This window comes from Chryseobacterium sp. SIMBA_028 (assembly GCF_046535285.1).
In the GTDB taxonomy this organism is placed as follows: domain Bacteria; phylum Bacteroidota; class Bacteroidia; order Flavobacteriales; family Weeksellaceae; genus Chryseobacterium.
Genome location: NZ_JAWRWZ010000010.1, coordinates 125,006 through 142,994, shown reverse-complemented (window position 1 = coordinate 142,994; position 17,989 = coordinate 125,006). Strand labels below are relative to the sequence as shown.

18 protein-coding genes are annotated in these 17,989 nt (G+C 36.2%); 12 read left to right on the top strand and 6 right to left on the bottom strand.

The features are described from left to right. Window positions 1–10: 10 nt before the first annotated feature. The 3 genes from SCA31_RS14770 to SCA31_RS14760 all read left to right on the top strand — a co-directional run bounded on the left by SCA31_RS14770 (window position 11) and on the right by SCA31_RS14760 (window position 3,915). Window positions 11–628, top strand: a complete 618-nt coding sequence (locus SCA31_RS14770; protein WP_410697724.1) for a DUF417 family protein — start codon at window positions 11–13, stop codon at window positions 626–628. Between the two features lie 239 nt (window positions 629–867). Then, window positions 868–3,270 carry a phenylalanine--tRNA ligase subunit beta gene (gene pheT, locus SCA31_RS14765; protein WP_410697723.1) on the top strand — a complete coding sequence of 801 codons (2,403 nt, stop codon included), beginning with the start codon at window positions 868–870 and terminating at the stop codon, window positions 3,268–3,270. Window positions 3,271–3,504: 234 nt separating this feature from the next. Further along, window positions 3,505–3,915, top strand: a complete 411-nt coding sequence (locus SCA31_RS14760) for an META domain-containing protein (protein ID WP_076351238.1) — start codon at window positions 3,505–3,507, stop codon at window positions 3,913–3,915. Between the two features lie 52 nt (window positions 3,916–3,967). Here the strand turns inward: SCA31_RS14760 and SCA31_RS14755 are convergent, their stop codons facing one another. The 5 genes from SCA31_RS14755 to SCA31_RS14735 all read right to left on the bottom strand — a co-directional run bounded on the left by SCA31_RS14755 (window position 3,968) and on the right by SCA31_RS14735 (window position 7,702). Beyond that, entirely contained in the window at window positions 3,968–4,207 is a 240-nt protein-coding gene (locus SCA31_RS14755; RefSeq protein WP_002977986.1) for a hypothetical protein, read from the bottom strand. Window positions 4,208–4,258: 51 nt separating this feature from the next. Then, window positions 4,259–5,149 carry a 3-hydroxybutyryl-CoA dehydrogenase gene (locus SCA31_RS14750; protein WP_410697812.1) on the bottom strand — a complete coding sequence of 297 codons (891 nt, stop codon included), beginning with the start codon at window positions 5,147–5,149 and terminating at the stop codon, window positions 4,259–4,261. Between the two features lie 9 nt (window positions 5,150–5,158). Next, the gene (locus tag SCA31_RS14745) at window positions 5,159–5,569 is read right to left on the bottom strand and encodes a hypothetical protein (RefSeq protein ID WP_410697722.1); all 411 of its coding nucleotides are present in this window, start codon (window positions 5,567–5,569) and stop codon (window positions 5,159–5,161) included. A 56-nt stretch (window positions 5,570–5,625) separates the two neighbouring features. Then, a complete protein-coding gene (bla-A, locus tag SCA31_RS14740) occupies window positions 5,626–6,507 on the bottom strand; it encodes a CGA/CIA family class A beta-lactamase (protein WP_410697721.1) in 882 nt (293 codons plus the stop codon). A gap of 232 nt (window positions 6,508–6,739) precedes the next feature. Then, window positions 6,740–7,702 carry a Gfo/Idh/MocA family protein gene (locus SCA31_RS14735; protein ID WP_410697720.1) on the bottom strand — a complete coding sequence of 321 codons (963 nt, stop codon included), beginning with the start codon at window positions 7,700–7,702 and terminating at the stop codon, window positions 6,740–6,742. 134 nt (window positions 7,703–7,836) lie between these two features. On the opposite strand from SCA31_RS14735, the gene SCA31_RS14730 reads away from it, so the two are divergent. From SCA31_RS14730 to SCA31_RS14695, 8 genes are all read left to right on the top strand, one after another. Next, window positions 7,837–8,484, top strand: coding sequence for a hypothetical protein (locus SCA31_RS14730; protein ID WP_410697719.1), 648 nt, complete (start codon window positions 7,837–7,839; stop codon window positions 8,482–8,484). A gap of 153 nt (window positions 8,485–8,637) precedes the next feature. After that, a complete protein-coding gene (locus tag SCA31_RS14725; protein ID WP_410697811.1) occupies window positions 8,638–9,288 on the top strand; it encodes a protein-L-isoaspartate(D-aspartate) O-methyltransferase in 651 nt (216 codons plus the stop codon). A 238-nt stretch (window positions 9,289–9,526) separates the two neighbouring features. Then, window positions 9,527–10,510: a 2-hydroxyacid dehydrogenase gene (locus tag SCA31_RS14720; protein ID WP_410697718.1), complete on the top strand. Its 984-nt coding sequence runs from the start codon at window positions 9,527–9,529 to the stop codon at window positions 10,508–10,510. A gap of 52 nt (window positions 10,511–10,562) precedes the next feature. Beyond that, window positions 10,563–10,856 carry a hypothetical protein gene (locus tag SCA31_RS14715; protein WP_410697717.1) on the top strand — a complete coding sequence of 98 codons (294 nt, stop codon included), beginning with the start codon at window positions 10,563–10,565 and terminating at the stop codon, window positions 10,854–10,856. Window positions 10,857–11,131: 275 nt separating this feature from the next. Then, window positions 11,132–13,117, top strand: a complete 1,986-nt coding sequence (locus SCA31_RS14710; RefSeq protein WP_410697716.1) for a urocanate hydratase — start codon at window positions 11,132–11,134, stop codon at window positions 13,115–13,117. An 18-nt stretch (window positions 13,118–13,135) separates the two neighbouring features. Continuing rightward, window positions 13,136–13,678, top strand: a complete 543-nt coding sequence (locus SCA31_RS14705; protein WP_410697715.1) for a Crp/Fnr family transcriptional regulator — start codon at window positions 13,136–13,138, stop codon at window positions 13,676–13,678. Window positions 13,679–13,731: 53 nt separating this feature from the next. After that, window positions 13,732–14,493 (top strand): MBL fold metallo-hydrolase, encoded by a 762-nt coding sequence (locus SCA31_RS14700; RefSeq protein ID WP_410697714.1) that lies wholly within the window; start codon window positions 13,732–13,734, stop codon window positions 14,491–14,493. 375 nt (window positions 14,494–14,868) lie between these two features. Next, complete coding sequence (locus tag SCA31_RS14695; protein ID WP_410697713.1) at window positions 14,869–15,429, top strand: hypothetical protein; 561 nt, start codon at window positions 14,869–14,871, stop codon at window positions 15,427–15,429. Window positions 15,430–15,474: 45 nt separating this feature from the next. Here the strand turns inward: SCA31_RS14695 and tpx are convergent, their stop codons facing one another. Continuing rightward, window positions 15,475–16,047: a thiol peroxidase gene (gene tpx / locus SCA31_RS14690; RefSeq protein ID WP_410697712.1), complete on the bottom strand. Its 573-nt coding sequence runs from the start codon at window positions 16,045–16,047 to the stop codon at window positions 15,475–15,477. 168 nt (window positions 16,048–16,215) lie between these two features. Here tpx and SCA31_RS14685 point away from each other — a divergent pair, with 168 nt between their 5' ends. Beyond that, a complete protein-coding gene (locus SCA31_RS14685) occupies window positions 16,216–17,844 on the top strand; it encodes an NADP-dependent glyceraldehyde-3-phosphate dehydrogenase (RefSeq protein ID WP_410697711.1) in 1,629 nt (542 codons plus the stop codon). Window positions 17,845–17,989: the final 145 nt, after the last annotated feature.

The window sequence follows — 17,989 nt, the reverse complement described above, 5'->3', positions numbered from 1 at the left end:
AGTAAATCATATGCAAAACAGCAGACTATACTACCGTTTATTAAGACTGGATACTTATTTCTTCAACTTTCTGAGAATTTCAATATTCATCGTTATGGCCTGGATTGGCGGGCTTAAAGCTTTTCAATATGAGGCAGACGGAATTGTTTCCTTTGTTGCCAACAGCCCACTGATGAGTTTCTTTTATAAAAATGCAGGGAATAAGGCCCTTAATGATGACCAAAAGCTGGTTTCAGAATATACACTATACAAAAATCCGGAAGGAAAAGTAGTCAAGAAAAACATTGACTGGCATACGGAAAATGGAACATATGGGTTTTCATACGGATTGGGTGCAATGATTCTAATCATAGGTGTTTTAGTATTATCGGGAATTTGGTTTCCTAAAATAGGTGCCATAGGAGGAGCTTTAACATTTTTAATGTCATTGGTTACACTTTCATTTCTTGTTACGACCCCGGAAGTCTATGTCCCTAATCTTGGGGGAGATTACCCAACCCCTCAGTATGGATTTCCGTATTTATCGGGAGCGGGACGTCTTGTATTGAAGGATATTATCATGATGGCGGCCGGACTTGTATTGTTTTCGGATAGTGTAAAGAAAGTGGTTAAGCCAGCTGTCAATTAAGAATTTTTAAGATGAAGTCAATAAAATAGCGATTTATCCAATCTTCCGAAGAGAAATGAATCAAAATTATTTGTCTTAAAGTTGTTTCTAAATTTCTGTATTTCTCAAAAAAACACGACATTTGTACCTCGAAAAATTACGTAAAATAATTGCGTGATGTTTCAAATAAAAGTTTCAAAATAAAGCAGGCGAACCTTTCGGTTTCATCTGACCAATTAAAAAAGTAGATAGATAAACAAATGAAAATATCAAACAACTGGCTGAAGGACTTTGTGACAACGGAATTGAAAACTGAAAGAATCGGTGAATTCCTTACAGATATAGGTCTTGAGGTTGAAGGGATAGATAAATTTGAAAGTGTAAGAGGTAGTCTGGAAGGTATTGTCGTAGGTAGGGTTTTGACCTGTGAAAAACATCCTAATGCTGACAAACTAAAGAAAACAACAGTAGATGTAGGAAACGGAAAGGTATTGAATATCGTTTGCGGAGCTCCTAATGTAGATGCAGGACAAACTGTTCCTGTAGCAGTTGTTGGGACAAAAATCTATGACAAAACTGGAAACTTTTTTGAAATTAAGGAAGCAAAAATCAGAGGTGAGGTTTCTCAGGGGATGATCTGTGCGGAGGATGAACTTGGTCTTAGCGAAGATCATGGAGGAATCATGGTGTTGGATGAAACCAAATATGAAGTAGGAAAGAATTTTGCAGACTATTTTGAATTGACAAATGATGAGGTTTTTGAAATTGGTTTAACACCAAACAGAACAGATGCTATGTCTCACTACGGTGTTGCAAGAGATCTGAATGCCTATCTTTCTACCAACCAATTGAAGTCGAAGTTCCACAAAGTAGCTTCAGAAGTTTTAAATAACGAAGGAACTCATGATTTCAAACTGGAAATTGAAGACGCAGAGCTATGTCCAAGATATATCGGAGCTGTTATTGAGAATGTAAAAGTTGCAGAATCTCCGGCTTGGTTAAAAGACAGGCTAAAAGCAATCGGATTAAGCCCAATTAATAACGTAGTAGATATTACCAACTATATTCTTCACGGATACGGACAGCCGCTTCACGCATTTGATGCAGATAAAATTGCAGACAAAAAAGTGAAAGTAGGAGTTGTAAAACCTGGAACAAAGTTTACTACCCTGGATGGTGTGGAAAGAACATTGAATGGTTCCGAAATCATGATCAAGGATGGTAAAGATAATCCAATGTGTATTGCAGGTGTTTTCGGAGGAGAAAACTCCGGAGTATCTGAAACTACAAAAACAATATTCCTTGAAAGTGCTTACTTCAATCCAATTGCAGTAAGAAAAGGAGCAAAACTTCACAGCTTGAATACAGATGCATCTTTCAGATTTGAGAGAGGGGTAGATCCAAATATTACAAGAACAGCAATTACTCACGCTATTAAAATGATTCAGGAGATAGCAGAAGGGAAACTAGTTGGAGAATTGCTGGAAGAATATCCTAAAAAAATTGAGGATAGCTATGTGATCCTTAGATTCTCTAAAATTGAGCAGATTTTAGGAACAAAAATTCACAGAGAAAAAGTAAAGGAAATTTTAAAGGCATTGGAAATTCAGGTTTTAAATGAAATTCCTAACGGTTTTGAAATCTCTGTTCCTGCTTACAGAGCAGATGTAACAAGAGAAATTGATGTGATTGAGGAGATTTTAAGAATTTACGGTTACAATAAAATTGATGCCCCGCAAAAAATTTCATTTACCCCTGTTAAGCTAAGTGCCAACGATCAGGATGAATTGGAAAACAGCTGGGCAAGAACTTTACAAAGTCTTGGTTTCAATGAAGTAATGAATAACTCATTAACTTCAGTAAAAGACGAAACGGATGCAGTGAAATTATTAAACCCTCTAAGTGGTGATCTTGCATTCATGAGAAAATCCTTATTAGAAGGACTTCTTCAGAATACAGTATATAACATCAACAGAAAGAATCAGGATATCAAGTTCTTCGAATTCGGAAAGATCTATCACAAAAAAGATAAATACGAAGAAAGAAAACAATTAGCGATTATTGTTTCCGGAAGAGATGTTGCAGAGAACTGGTTACAGCCTAAATCAGCAGTAAGCTTTTACAATCTGAAAGCTTATGTTAAAGTTTTATTAGAAAGATTAGGGATCAACTACAAAGAAGTAGCTTTATCTGATGACAGATTCTCTGATGCCCTTACTTATGAAGCAGATGGAAAAGCATTGGTAAGAATCGGAAAAGTTGCTCCGGCTCTTTTAAAGGATTTCGATATTGACCAGGATTGTTTCTATGCAGAAATTGAACTTGAGTTTGCACAGGAATTACGTTCTAAAAACGAATTGAAGTTTAAGGATATTCCTAAATTCAACAAGATCAGAAGAGACCTTGCTTTATTGATTGATAAGAATGTAAACTATCAGGAACTATACCAGACAGCAAAGAAAAATAAGTCTCCTTTCATTAAGAGTATTAACCTATTCGATGTATACGAAGGTAAAAATCTTCCTGAAAGCAAGAAATCTTATGCCATGAGCTTCGAGCTATTAAACGAAGAAAAAACACTGGAAGAAAAGGAAATCACAGAAGTAATGGATTCCCTGATTAAGTCTTTCCAGAAAGAATTCAATGCAGAATTAAGATCTTAATTATAAGAGATAACAGATATATAAAACGGGCTTTTTTTAAGTCCGTTTTTTTTGTGATATTTTTATAGGTATTGACTGATGTCTATGATAAAGTGATGCTAGGTATGAAGCTATTCATGGTATTTGTGTTTAAAATAAAGCCAAAATAGCCACTGTTAAAGAACAATAAAATTCTACAGAAACCGTTTAAATAATATAAAATCCGTAAATTTGGATTAATTCAAAAAGAAAAAAATGAAAAATCTTTTTTTAAGTATATGTACAGCAGCGGTATTAGCTTCATGTGGAACTATGACCAGTGCATCTGCCTCTAAAGTAGGAAAAGCTCAGGCGGCTCTTGCCAATACAAAATGGACTTTGGCTGACAATGTAAAAGGTAAAATTCCAACATTGAATATTGAAGGAGAAAAGATCACAGGAAATGCAGGTTGTAATAACTATTTTGGAACTGCACAAATAGATCCTGCTTCAGGGAGCTTCTCTGCCGGTCAGATGGGATCTACAAAAATGATGTGTAACAACATTGGAGTAGAACAGAACTTTATGGATATGATGGGGAAAGCCAACAAGTACGTAATTTCCGGGAATACCTTAGAACTTTATAAAGACAATCTTTTATTGTTGAAATTCAACAAATCAGAATAAAACAAAAGGAACTCAATTTGAGTTCCTTTTTTATGTTTAGAGTGTTATGTAATTAATCTTCCTCTTCTTCGTCGTACTTAGCCAACTCTTCATCACACCATTTGAATGCTGCTTCTACTACTTTTGTAGCTTCGTCTGCCATAGTCTCTTCATCATCTCCTTCTAGATCATCTAACCATTCAACTTCCTCTTCCTCAACGTTTAGGATAAATCTTGGATATTCTGTGTGGACTACGAATAGATCTTCTGGAAATTCCGAATTATCTGCCAATAAAAACTTTGGTAATTTCATTTTTTTAATGTTTTAACTTTCTCAAAGATAAATAAAATTATTGACTTAAAATTATTTCAAAAACATTTTTGAAACTTTTTCAGCTTTTTTGCTTTCAGAATAATCGTAGAAGCCTTCCCCTGATTTTACCCCCAGTTTTCCAGCAGTTACCATGTTTACAAGCAGCGGATTTGGAGCATATTTAGGGTTCTTGAAACCGTCATACATCACATTAAGGATGGCAAGACATACATCAAGACCAATGAAATCTGCCAATTGAAGAGGTCCCATTGGATGAGCCATTCCTAATTTCATTACCGTATCAATTTCTTCAACTCCGGCCACACCGTTGTAAAGTGTCTCGATAGATTCATTAATCATTGGCATAAGAATTCTGTTAGCCACAAAACCAGGATAATCATTTACTTCTACAGGAACCTTACCTAAAGTTTTGCTCATTTCATAGATGGCATCAAAAGTCTCCTTAGAAGTGGAGTATCCTTTAATGATCTCTACAAGCTTCATGATAGGAACAGGATTCATAAAGTGCATTCCGATTACTTTATCAGCTCTTTTAGTAGCTGCAGCAATTTTAGTAATGGAAATAGAAGAGGTATTCGTTGCAAGGATACAATCAGCAGGAGCCAATTCATCCATTTGACCGAAGATCTTTAATTTAAGATCCATATTCTCTGTAGCAGCTTCTACAATAAGATCTGCCGCTCCAACTGCATCATTAAGTGCTGTGAAAGTAGTGATGTTTCCTAGTGTTTCCGCTTTTTGTTCTTCCGTAAGGTTACCCTTTGCAATTATTCTGTCAAGGTTCGTAGTAATGGTTTTCAACCCTCTGTCTAAGGCATCTTGAGATACATCTACAAGATTTACCTTAAAACCGCTTTGTGCGAAAGTGTGTGCAATACCATTTCCCATGGTTCCAGCTCCGATAACTACAATGTTTTTGATCATTTTCCTTTATTTTTTATAGATAGTTAAATTTTTTCCTTTTATAAGATCCTGTTGGTGTACAATGGTTGTCGGATCAAAGTTTACATTACCATTGTTTTCACTTTTTCTGTTGTTGTTCTGATTGGAAACAGCTGCTGTAATTCCCCTTACAAGGCGACTTCTTTGATTGGTTGTAAGAAAATCTGTACCAACATACAGGTTAAATTCTCCCTCTCTTCCCATTCCTTTCTGCATAAGAATTTCCAGACTTCTTATTTGATTTTTTTTCTTAAACTCTTTTAAGAAACTGATGACTGGTTTTTCAGAAAGAGGACCACAGCAAACACTTCCATAGCTAATCTCTAAATAGTTTTGATTCTTCTGTGAAAAGATGAATGTAAAACAAAATAAAGCCGCCGCTAATATTACTTTTTTCATACTGATGAATTCAAAGAATGGATCTAATTCTCTGCTCTAAAATTAAGCTTATTATTTTACTTATTAAAATTGTCCCAAACCGCTTTGGAAATATCAGACACAATTTTGCAGTTTGTTGATTCTACCTCTGTAGAATTGACTACAAATATGGCAATTGCATAGTGTTTTCCATTGGGAAGAGTGATGACTCCCATGTCATTTTCTGCAACGGTAAGAATATTATTGGGTTTACCCGAAGACCCCGTTTTATGGGCAACAGGAGTTCCTTTGGGGAGTTGTTCTATAATTTTATTGGTTCCTGTTTTAGTCCCCAGCATAATTTGCATGAGATAATCTGTAGATTTTTTGGAAAGCAATTTTCCGTCATAGAATGTTTTCAGCATTTGTACAGTAGAATTGGTCGTGCTGTAATTTTCATACAATGCTTTCCAGTCATTTAGAGCCATGTCATGTTCAGTATATTTGATCTGGAAGTCTTTTACTCCTTTAGAATTCATAAATTGCTGGATGGCTTTGGTACCTCCAACAAGTTTTATGAGTACATCACAAAGATTATTATCGCTTAAAGCTACCGTATAGTCAATGATTTCATGTAAAGTAATTTCAATATTTCCATTAGGATACTTTTCCCGAAACGGAGACCATGTTTTTTCATGAAGATCGGCTTTTTTGATGAATACTTTTTGGTCCAGTGATAATTGACCCTTATCGATAAGATTCAGCGCAGCACAGGCAATGTGAAACTTGAAAACACTCATCAGTGGTAACTTTTGATCCCCGTTTTCACTGTATTTAAAACTGTTTTCAAACCCAAGAACGGAAACCCCCACCGTAGCTTTTTTACCTTTTGTAATAGAACTTATTTTCTGTTCCAATTCAGATTTCTGTGATGATGCAAATGCCGAAATTAAAAGAAAAAGAAATGCTATTTTTTTCATAAGGCTAAAGGTAAAGTCCTCTTTTTAAAGGTTAAAAATGGAATTGCAATTTAAGATAATTATTGTGATTCTATTTCAAATAATTAAAATTAATATTTCCTGTTGTGATAAGGGAAGCCATAACATTATAAACCTTGAAAAAATCTATTAGACTTTCTGAGTTTGCAATAAATTGTAAAGAAAAAAGCTGTCTCAAAAAGACAGCCTTTTATATATATTTAAACCTTAATAATTAAGAAATCAATTTCATAATCTGTAAGGCAATCTTTAACGCCTCAGTTCCGTCTTCAAGAGAAACTTCCACATTTTTATCATCTGTAATGGCATCTGCAAACGAATTCAGTTCATCAAGAATCGCATTGTTAGGCTGAATATTTGGATATTCAAACAAAATCTGATTTTTCTCTCCATCCGCATTTTCAATAATCATATCAAATGGAGTGGGAGTTTCAGGAGCATCCTTCATTCTGATGACCTCTGCTTTTTTCTCAAGGAAATCTACTGAAATATAAGCATCTTTCTGGAAGAATCTGCTTTTTCTCATGGCTTTCATAGAAATTCTGGAAGTCGTAAGATTGGCAACACATCCGTTTTCAAACTCTATTCTGGCATTGGCAATATCCGGTGTTTTGCTTACCACACAAACTCCGCTTGCATGGATGTTTTTTACCTTAGATTTAGCCATGCTTAATAAGATGTCCAAATCGTGGATCATAAGGTCCAATACCACAGAAACATCAGTTCCACGAGGATTAAATTCTGCCAAACGGTGAATTTCAATGAACATTGGATTGTTGATATACTCCTTAGTCGCAATAAAAGCAGGATTATATCTTTCAACATGTCCTACCTGTGCTTTAATACCGTTCTCCTGACATAGACGCAGGATTTCTTCTGCCTGTTCAAGAGTTTGGGTTACCGGTTTTTCAATAAAGAAATGAAGTCCTTTTTCAATCGCTTTTAAAGCATAATCATAGTGGTAAATTGTCGGGGTGACAATGTCCAGCATATCAATCTGCTCCAGCAATTCATCAAAATTTTCAAAATATTTATATCCGAATTCGGCTTCTAATTTTTTTCCGTTTTCAACATCTTTATCGTGGAAACCTACAAACTCATATCTATCAGATTGATTAAGAAGTCTTAAGTGTATTTTTCCCAAGTGTCCGGCACCTACCAAACCTGCTTTTAACATAGCTGTATTAAATTTTTGTAAAGATAGTGAATGTACATTTATAAAATATATGACTTTTCACTTGAAGATATTTAAGTTTGAACATATTCAGACATTAAAGAAATTACAGTAAATTCACGGTCTCAAAAATAACGATGAAAAGACTAATTTCGATTGTACTCTTCTTTGGATTATGTACTGCAGGATGTATAGGAGATAGTCCATATGACCCGCAGGCTAAATGTGGAACCCCAACAAATTTGAATTTTGAAAAAGGAAATAACCAGCTTTCCTGGAGCATTATTAGTCAGGGCGAAGGATATTATGAAGTGCAGTATGGGGAGCATGGTTTTTCTTTAGGAAAGGGAATCACCGTTGTCACCAATAAGAATTTCTATAATCTCCCTCTATATAAAGATAATAAATATGACCTTTATGTGAGAAAAAATTGCGGAATAGATATTGGCTGGAGCAACTGGGCGGGGCCTGTTACCGTTTTGGCCAGCAAAACAACAACTTGTGTAAAACCAGAGTATGCAACGTATTCAAAAACAACTTCTTCTGAGAATTCTTCTATTTTTGATGCTACAGTATCCTGGGAAAATGATGGGGTTTCTGCATATGAAACGGTTTTGACAACAAGTTCAGCTCCTCCGGCAAGTGGAGATTTGGTGTTTGCAGGTCAAAAAGCCATCTATGTAGGGTTAAGTAAAACAATGAACTATAACTTTTTTGTTAGAAAAAGATGTGCTGATAATACCTTCAGCGATTTTTATGGACCTTATCCGATAAGATGGAATTAAGAAATAAAAATAAAGCAGTCATTTTTTGATTGCTTTATTTTTTTGCGGAAATAATAGGAGAAAAGGACTATGCCTAGGTTGATTAGTACGGTTTGTTTTGTTACTTTTGTAACACTAATAGCGGTAACCGTAATAACTATTATTTAAATAATGATGCAGGATTCGTTTGTACATAAAGGAAAAAGAAAGAATTTAGTAGAATATCTTAGATACAGAATTGGTATTTCGGATGAAAATGTACTTTCGGCAATGAATGAAGTTCCGAGACACCTTTTCATCGAAAGTATTTTTGAAGACTTTGCCTATGAAGACAGAGCTTTCCCGATTCTGGCACATCAAACCATTTCTCATCCCTCAACGGTAGCGGAACAATCTGAGTTATTACAGATAACAGCCGGAGAAAAAGTACTGGAAATTGGAACGGGATGTGGTTACCAGACCGCAGTTTTATTGGCAATGAAAGCCCATGTATATACGGTGGAAAGGCAGAAAGATCTATTTGATTTCTCAAAAAATAAGCTTAGAGAACTTCATTTATACCCCAAGTTTCAAAGCTTTGGAGATGGTTTTGCCGGACTTCCGACTTTTGCTCCTTTTGATAAAATTATTGTAACCTGCGGGGCTTCAACCTTACCTACAGAACTTTTAAAACAATTGAAAGTAGGAGGCAAAATGGTTATTCCATTAGGTCCTACAGATGAACAGGTTTTATTCAGGTTTACAAAGATAGGACCTACAGAATTCGAAAAAGAAGAATTTGGAGCTTACAAATTTGTTCCTATGCTGGGAAATACCAATCAATAAAAAATAAGTCAATATTAAAATGATTTTAACCTATTTCGGAATGAAAATTGGATACTCTTAAGTCCCTAACCTCTAAAATAATGCAGCAATATTTGAGAGTAGATTCAATAAATTGCATAGGCACGGAGAAGAATAAAATCATTCGGATGAAAAGAAATAATTTTTTTAATATTAAAGTTGAATAACCTTACTTTTTGCGAGTGAGGTTTTTTTATTTAAATTCATTAATCCATTAACAATGAAAGTCTTTATAAATAAAATGATCCCTGAAATTGGGATCAAAATGTTGGAAGAAGCAGGAGTAAAGATTGTATTTCCTGCAAATGAGAACCTGTCTTATGACGAATGGTTGAAGTACAGTCAAAATACAGATGTCATTTTAAATGTCGGTGGTGATTTTAAATATGATAAAACATTTTTTGAGACCTGCCCGAATGTTAAAGCCATTGCACTGTATTCCGTAGGATTTGATCATGTTGATACCAAAGAGGCTTCTCAAAGAAATATTCCGATTGGCAATACACCGGATGTGTTGAGCAGAGCCACTTCAGATGTTGCTTTCCTACTGATGCAGTCGGTGGCAAGAAGAGCTAGTTATAACTTTCAGAAAGTAAAGGAAGGCAATTGGAATACATTTGATCCTTTACACGCCCTGGGGCAAGAACTTTACGGGAAAACCCTAGGAATCTTCGGACTGGGAAGAATTGGTTTTGAAATGGCCGAAAAAGCCAGAAAGGCCTTTGATATGAAGATTATTTATCACAACAGGAGTCATAATGAACAAGCGGAAAAAGAACTGGCAGCAACTTATGTTTCATTTGACGAATTAATTGAAAATTCTGATGTATTGAGTATTCATGCCAATTTTACACCTGAACACGCCAATCTTTTTAATCATTCAGTATTTGAAAAGATGAAACCAAATTCTATTTTTATTAATACCGCAAGAGGAGGTTTTCATCAGCAGAAAGACTTATACAACGCACTGGTGGAGGGAAAAATATGGGGAGCAGGACTTGATGTGACCAATCCTGAACCCATGTCAGCCGATGATCCAATCCTGGAGTTGTCAAGCGTATGTATTCTTCCGCATATCGGTTCTGCTACCATTGAAGCCAGAAACGGAATGGCCAGGCTGGCTGCAGAGAATTTGATAGCCTTTTCAAAAGGGGAGCAAATGCCTCATTGTGCCAATCCGGAAGTTTATTCCCATCCTTCATAGCAACTTGGAATTATTTTTGTTCTGAATATATAAACATTAAAACCTAAAAATTATGGCACCAGAAAACAATATAAATGAACAGAACGAAAGGTTGGAACGCATGGATTATGATCCCACCGAAGATATATTTAAAAAAGAAAAACATATTTCGCTTGATGGCGATGGAAATCCTATTTTTGATGAATATGCAGATGATGATAAAATAGATAAAGGACTGGATATTCCCGGTGCAGAAGATGATGATAAAATGGAAGAAATAGGAGAGGAAGATGAAGAAAATAATTATTGGAGCCTTAGCGACAACCAAGATGACCATGAAGAGCAAAATGATGATGTTTTAACTTAGATTTTAAATACCTACAATACCTGCCTTACTGATTTTCAGTGAGGTTTTTTTTATTTAGAATAACGAACCTATTCGTAAGTACAAAATTCCCCTCCAAGAGAGGGGAATTAAGGTTCATCTATTCAAATAGAGTATTAAATAGAAAGATGGTAAATAAACAGTAATGCTAAGGCTTTATCATCAATCATTTTCCCTTGTTTACTTGCCTATATTTCCTAATTTGAATATCTTTAAAACTTCAAACATTGTTTAAACATAGAACTTTAAATAGCAATATGACATTCCAAGAACAGATACAGCAGGGGATACCCAATCAGCTGCCACAAACAAAATTATACGAGACTACTATAAACCATGCTCCAAAGCGTAAGGAAATCTTAGGCGAGGAGGAGAAAAAGCTGGCATTAAAGAATGCTTTACGCTACTTCGATCCAAAGTTTCATGCAGAGCTAATTCCTGAATTTAAGCAGGAGCTGGAAGACTATGGAAGAATTTATATGTATCGTTTCCGTCCGGATTATGAAATGAAGTCGAGATCTATTGCAGATTATCCTGGGAAGTCTGAGCAGGCAAAAGCGATTATGCTAATGATTCAGAACAATTTGGATTACGCAGTTGCCCAGCACCCTCACGAGTTAATTACTTATGGTGGAAACGGAGCCGTATTCTCTAACTGGGCACAGTATCTGTTGACCATGAAATATTTGTCTGAAATGACCAATGAACAGACATTGGTGATGTATTCCGGACATCCGATGGGATTATTCCCCTCTCATAAAGATGCGCCAAGAGTAGTGGTCACAAACGGGATGATGATTCCAAATTATTCAAAACCGGATGACTGGGAGAAATTCAACGCACTTGGAGTGACTCAATATGGACAAATGACAGCGGGAAGTTATATGTATATCGGACCTCAGGGAATTGTTCATGGAACTACCATTACGGTTTTAAACGCGTTCAGAAAGATCAATAAAGAACCAAATGGAGGTCTTTTTGTAACGTCTGGTCTTGGAGGAATGAGTGGTGCTCAGCCTAAAGCAGGAAATATTGCAGGATGCGTTACCGTATGTGCGGAAGTAAATCCAAAAATCACGAAAATCCGTCACGAACAGAAATGGGTCAATGAGATCCATGAGAATCTTGATGAGTTGGTGAAAAGAGTAAGAGAAGCACAACAAAATAAAGAAACTGTTTCCCTGGCTTACCTTGGAAATATTGTTGAAGTTTGGGAAAAGTTTGATCAGGAAGATTTAAGAATTGATATCGGTTCAGATCAGACCTCTCTTCATAATCCTTGGGCTGGTGGATATTATCCGGCAGGGCAAAGCTTCGAGGAGTCCAATGCAATGATGGCTGAGAACCCTGAATTATTCAAGGAAAAAGTTCAGGAAACATTAAGAAGACACGCTGCAGCAATCAATAAACACACCCAAAAAGGAACATACTTCTTCGATTACGGAAATGCTTTCCTATTGGAGGCTTCCAGAGCAGGAGCAGATGTAATGTCAGAAAATCCAACATTGGGAAGAGAGTTCAAATATCCTAGCTATGTTCAGGATATCATGGGACCTATGTGCTTTGATTATGGTTTTGGACCATTCCGTTGGGTATGTGCAAGTGGAAATCCTGAAGATTTACAGAAAACGGACCATATTGCATGCACAGTATTAGAGGAAATGATTAAAAATTCCCCTGAAGAAATCCAACAACAGATGAAGGATAATATTCAGTGGATTAAAGGAGCACAGGAAAACAAGCTGGTTGTAGGCTCTCAGGCAAGAATCCTTTATGCAGATGCAGAAGGAAGGATGAAGATTGCAGAAGCATTCAATAAAGCTATTAAAAATAGAGAAATAGGACCTGTAGTACTGGGTAGAGATCATCATGATGTTTCGGGAACAGACTCTCCTTATAGAGAAACTTCCAATATCTATGATGGTTCCAGATTTACTGCAGATATGGCTATTCACAATGTTATTGGTGACAGTTTCCGTGGGGCAACCTGGGTTTCTATTCACAATGGTGGCGGAGTAGGCTGGGGAGAAGTAATTAACGGAGGCTTCGGAATGCTCTTGGACGGAAGTGATGATGCAGACAGAAGATTAAAGTCTATGCTTTTCTGGGACGTGAATAACGGAATCTCCAGAAGAAGCTGGGCAAGAAATGAAGGGGCTATTTTCGCTATTAAAAGAGCAATGGAGGCTGAGCCTAATCTAAAGGTGACCCTTCCGAACCTTGTAGATGAAAATTTACTGTAAATTATAATTGATTCAGCATTGGCAAGTATTAATAAAACACTGTTTTCACACCTGAATGTAGAGGATGGTGATCCTGTTTGGGAAAAATTTGCTGAAGTTGAGTTTTCAAGAAAAAATAGATTCTCGGACAACAAAGCCTATCTTGTAGAAGATGGGCTTGTCCGAAAATATTATATCAATAGCACCTCAGACATAGATACAGAAGTCTGTGCAGAGTTTTACTTTCCTGGAGATATTTTTACCGTGGAAGAAAAAGGATCTGATGCTATTTATGAATCCATCAATAAAGGGCTGGCATGGGAAATTACCCTGGATGAGGTAAAGGAAATGTTTATCGTTAACCCTCAATGTCGCTTCGTACAAAACTATTATCTGAGCAGAAAACTGAATGCTGCCATGAAGCGGGAAATGCTCCTGCTGAAAAACACCCCACAGGATCTCTACGAATATCTGCTGGAAAATAAACCTCACTACATTCAGAACATTCCATTAAAGTATTTGGCTTCCTACATCGGGATTACTCCTATCTCATTAAGCCGAATCCGAAAGAGAATTAATTAACTTTTGTTTATTGTTTAGCCTTCCATAAGTCTCTTCCTTTGTGAAAAAAGAAAATGGAAATACAAAAGTTAAACTGGGCAGGCATAAAGCTTGTTTCCCAAAACAAAACTATCCTGATAGATGCCGTAGAAGATTTTTCCTACTATAAACCTGTCTTGGGAGAAGCTGTGGAAGAACTATTGAAATTCTCAGATCATGTACAAGCAGATTACATCTTGTTTACCCATTTACATCTAGACCATTTTGACAAAAGTGTCATCAGAAAATGCTTAAAAAAGAACGGAAAGTTGATTATCTACTCAGGATTAGAGCCCTTTGTAAGAAAATTTGATGATGATGTTCAAATGATCGTATTAAATCTGGATGAAACATTCACAGAAAACAATATCACCTTTAAACCTGTATTTGCAATGGATGGAGTAGGAGAAATTCAGTCCTCATGGATTGTGGAAGACCCAACTACAAAAATATTTCATGGCGGAGATACCATCTGGCACAACCAATTCTGGAAGCTTGGAAAAGAAAACCCCAACATAGATTACGCATTTCTGCCGGTAAATGGAGTCGTTGTCAATTTTGAAGTCATCGGATTGGAATATAGTCCCGTTCCCGCTTCCCTCAATCTAAAAGAAGCCTTTACAGCAGCTCATTTATTACATGCTAAAAAACTGGTTCCTATTCACTATGGATTGTTTGCTCATGAGAAATTTTATATTCCTCAGGTATTTGATCATTATGATTTGAAAAGCGTATCGGAACAAGTGGGGCAGGAGTATACGACTTTGAAAGATGGGAGCATGCTGATAGAATCTTAAATGTTTTTTTCTTGAACGGCAAAACTTTTATAGTTGGACTCGCAAAGGCGCAAAATGATAATAAAAAAGAGGTTGCGTTAAAGCGCAGAGATTTTATTTGTTATAAAATCGAACAATGTATATTTTTTAAACCTCACGTAGGCAGATGCTTGTGAAAAATCCGCCTAATCCGCTCAATCTGCGAGCAAATAAAGTATAGTCCCCACTTGCCGAAAATCAATGATTTTCTTGCGTCTAAAAAAGTTTTAAGATTAAAAAACTTTGCGCCCTTGCGATTTCCAACTATACCTATAAATACTAATTGAAAATTAGAATTGTTTTAATATCTTTCCAACCTTATTTATTAATAGAGCATCCTTATAAATAAAAGGAAACATGAAACTAATCATACCTAAACCATGTCATGAGAATTGGGAGAATATGACTTCCGATGAAAAAGGAAAATTCTGTTCAGTCTGTTCCAAAACCGTTCACGATTTTACAGACTTTTCGGATGAAAATCTGATTAGTAGCTTTAATTCGGATGAAAATATATGTGGTAGATTCAGGGAAGATCAGCTGGGTAGAAATTTAAATGTTTCAATTGCGGGTAAACTGGCATTAGGATTATTGGTTGCAACTGGTGCTTTAGCCACAGTAAATGCACAAGAACTAAAACCTCAGGAAATAAAACATGTGGAATTGTTAAGAGATTCTCCGGTTATCCATGATACGAACTATACAGCGAGAACTATGGGAGCCCCCTCTTCAATGCCTGCAGCAGAACCATTAATTTTCCTGGATAATAAAAATATTTCTCTTGAAGATCTAAGAGTGTTGAACTATGATACTATAGAGACAATTAATTCTTTTTCGGGTAAAGAAGGAATAAAATTATATGGAAAGGAAGCTAAAAATGGAGTGATTGTGATTACAACTAAAAACAAAAACCCCTGATCATTCATATTATCAGAGGTTTTAAATTATTTTTTAGAAAGAAATTTATCCCTTTACAGCATTAATAGCTGCTTCATAATTTGGTTCTTGGGAAATATCCGGTACCTGCTCTTCATAAATAATGTTTCCTGATGGATCAATCACTACTACAGCTCTGCTGAGAAGACCTTTCATAGGAGAATCTATCATTTCTACCCCATAGTTCCATCCGAAATCAGAACGAAAGTCAGAAAGCATAACCACATTTTTGATTCCTTCCGCCCCACAAAATCTCTTTTGGGCAAATGGTAGATCCTTAGAAATACAAAGAACCACCGTGTTAGGAAGATTTCCTGCATCCTCATTGAAATGGTGAACAGATGCTGAACAAACTCCTGTGTCTACACTTGGGAAAATATTAAGAATCACATATTTTCCTTTGTAAGAATCTAAAGTTTGTTCTTTCATATCCACGTCTGTAAGGGTAAATTTCGGAGCCGGCTTATTTAGCGTTGGCAATTTGGAATACGTACGTACAGGTGTTCCTCTCATCAAAACGGTATTGGCTGTTTTGGTATTTTGAGCAAAACTAAACGCTGATAAGAAAAATAATGTGCTGAAAACTATTTTTGAAAACATTGAAATTTATTTTTAGCAAAATTATTCTTTTTTCAGTTAGCTGAGTTAATTTTCATTCAAATAGCTTTTAAATAGAGCAAATCTATTAAATCATTATTCTTAAAATCAATTTTTACGTCTACCTTTATTCTTCAAAAATTCAGATTCAAATTATTAAATACTAAAAATATGAGTTCAGCAAACAATGCATCATTTCAAGATATTTTTAAAAGTGAAACCGAAATTCCCGAAGAATTCAAAGTTCCTGAAATCCATCAGAAAGTCTATCTTCTCAATGGTGAATTAGTAGAGTGGAAAGGGGATACCCAAAATATTTATTCTCCGGTTTGTATTCCGACAGAAAACGGATTGGAAAGGAAGTTATTGGGAAGTATTCCTAATATTGGTCCTGATGAAGCAATGGAAGTTCTTGAAGCCTGTGTAAAAGCCTATGATAACGGCCTGGGTGAATGGCCCACGATGTCTGTGGAGGGAAGAATCAAATGTATGCAGAAGTTTGTCTACCTGATGATTCAGCAACGTGATCTGATCATTAAATTATTGATGTGGGAGATCGGAAAAACGCTGGCGGACTCTACCAAGGAATTTGATCGTACCGTAGATTACATCAACCAGACAATAGATGCGCTTAAGGATCTGGATAGAGAATCTTCTCGTTTCCAGGAGGCTGAGGGAACCATTGCGCAAATCAGAAGAGCACCGCTTGGAGTAGTGTTGAGCATGGGGCCATTCAATTATCCGTTAAATGAGATCTTTACTACATTGATTCCTGCACTGATCATGGGAAATACAATCCTGTTTAAACTTCCAAAACATGGCGTATTGGCTCATTATCCTTTATTGAACGCATTTAAAGAAGCTTTCCCGAAGGGCACAGTGAATACTTTGTATGGAAAAGGCTCAGAGATCATTACCCCAATCATGGAAAGCGGAAAAGTCAACGTACTAGCCTTTATCGGATCAAGTAAAGTGGCTAACGGGCTGAAAAAGCTGCATCCAAAAGTTAATCGGTTAAGAGCAATTTTAAGTCTTGATGCTAAAAATGCGGCGATTGTAACCAAAAATGCTAATCTTGATGTGGCGGTGAGTGAATGTATTTTGGGAGCACTTTCCTTTAACGGACAACGTTGTACAGCCCTCAAGCTAATCTTTGTTCAGAAAGAAATTGCAGCAGAATTTACCACAAAGTTAAGTGAAGCCGTTTCTGCCTTAAAAGCCGGATTGCCATGGGAAAAGGATGTGAAAGTTACCCCGCTTCCGGAAGTGAATAAACCTCCTTATTTGAAAGAATGTATTGATGATGCATTATCGAAAGGGGCTGCGGTTTTGAACAAAGACGGAGGCTATACGGAAGAATCTTTTGTGTTTCCGGCAGTGGTATATCCTGTGAACAGTGATATGAAGCTGTATCATGAAGAGCAGTTTGGTCCTGTGATTCCTGTTGTACCGTTTGAGGATATTGAAGAGCCTATAGATTATCAGGTAAATGCTTCCCATGGAATGCAGGTAAGTATTTTCAGTGAAGATCCGCATGAGGTAGCCAAACTCATTGATCCTTTTGTGAATTTGGTAAGCCGCGTGAATATCAATTGCCAGGCACAGCGTGGTCCGGATGTATTCCCGTTTACCGGTAGAAAGGATAGTGCAGAGGGAACACTTTCTGTTTTTGATGCCCTCCGTTCATTTTCAATTCGATCTTTAGTGGCTGCAAAACTGACAGAATCCAACAAAGCATTATTAAATACCATTGTGAGAGAACATGATTCCAACTTCTTAAGTACTGACTATATTTTCTAGTTCATATCTCAAGTTGTATTTAACATAAAATAAAAATCCTTAATAAACACCTTTGTTTTTTAAGGATTTTTTAACTTAATAGCTGGAAATTGAGTATTGTGTTATAATAAGGGGACGTTTTTTAACGTTGCCTATGGATTAGTGT

Excerpts from the sequence above, each read along its gene's own strand:
- tpx (WP_410697712.1), bottom strand. The coding sequence starts at position 16,047 with ATGTTTTCAAAAATAGTTTTCAGCACATTATTTTTCTTATCAGCGTTT.
- SCA31_RS14700 (WP_410697714.1), top strand. The coding sequence starts at position 13,732 with ATGGAAATACAAAAGTTAAACTGGGCAGGCATAAAGCTTGTTTCCCAA.
- SCA31_RS14745 (WP_410697722.1), bottom strand. The coding sequence starts at position 5,569 with ATGAAAAAAGTAATATTAGCGGCGGCTTTATTTTGTTTTACATTCATC.
- SCA31_RS14770 (WP_410697724.1), top strand. The coding sequence starts at position 11 with ATGCAAAACAGCAGACTATACTACCGTTTATTAAGACTGGATACTTAT.
- SCA31_RS14730 (WP_410697719.1), top strand. The coding sequence starts at position 7,837 with ATGAAAAGACTAATTTCGATTGTACTCTTCTTTGGATTATGTACTGCA.
- SCA31_RS14685 (WP_410697711.1), top strand. The coding sequence starts at position 16,216 with ATGAGTTCAGCAAACAATGCATCATTTCAAGATATTTTTAAAAGTGAA.
- SCA31_RS14715 (WP_410697717.1), top strand. The coding sequence starts at position 10,563 with ATGGCACCAGAAAACAATATAAATGAACAGAACGAAAGGTTGGAACGC.
- SCA31_RS14720 (WP_410697718.1), top strand. The coding sequence starts at position 9,527 with ATGAAAGTCTTTATAAATAAAATGATCCCTGAAATTGGGATCAAAATG.
- SCA31_RS14760 (WP_076351238.1), top strand. The coding sequence starts at position 3,505 with ATGAAAAATCTTTTTTTAAGTATATGTACAGCAGCGGTATTAGCTTCA.
- SCA31_RS14695 (WP_410697713.1), top strand. The coding sequence starts at position 14,869 with ATGAAACTAATCATACCTAAACCATGTCATGAGAATTGGGAGAATATG.
- bla-A (WP_410697721.1), bottom strand. The coding sequence starts at position 6,507 with ATGAAAAAAATAGCATTTCTTTTTCTTTTAATTTCGGCATTTGCATCA.
- pheT (WP_410697723.1), top strand. The coding sequence starts at position 868 with ATGAAAATATCAAACAACTGGCTGAAGGACTTTGTGACAACGGAATTG.
- SCA31_RS14725 (WP_410697811.1), top strand. The coding sequence starts at position 8,638 with ATGCAGGATTCGTTTGTACATAAAGGAAAAAGAAAGAATTTAGTAGAA.
- SCA31_RS14755 (WP_002977986.1), bottom strand. The coding sequence starts at position 4,207 with ATGAAATTACCAAAGTTTTTATTGGCAGATAATTCGGAATTTCCAGAA.
- SCA31_RS14710 (WP_410697716.1), top strand. The coding sequence starts at position 11,132 with ATGACATTCCAAGAACAGATACAGCAGGGGATACCCAATCAGCTGCCA.
- SCA31_RS14735 (WP_410697720.1), bottom strand. The coding sequence starts at position 7,702 with ATGTTAAAAGCAGGTTTGGTAGGTGCCGGACACTTGGGAAAAATACAC.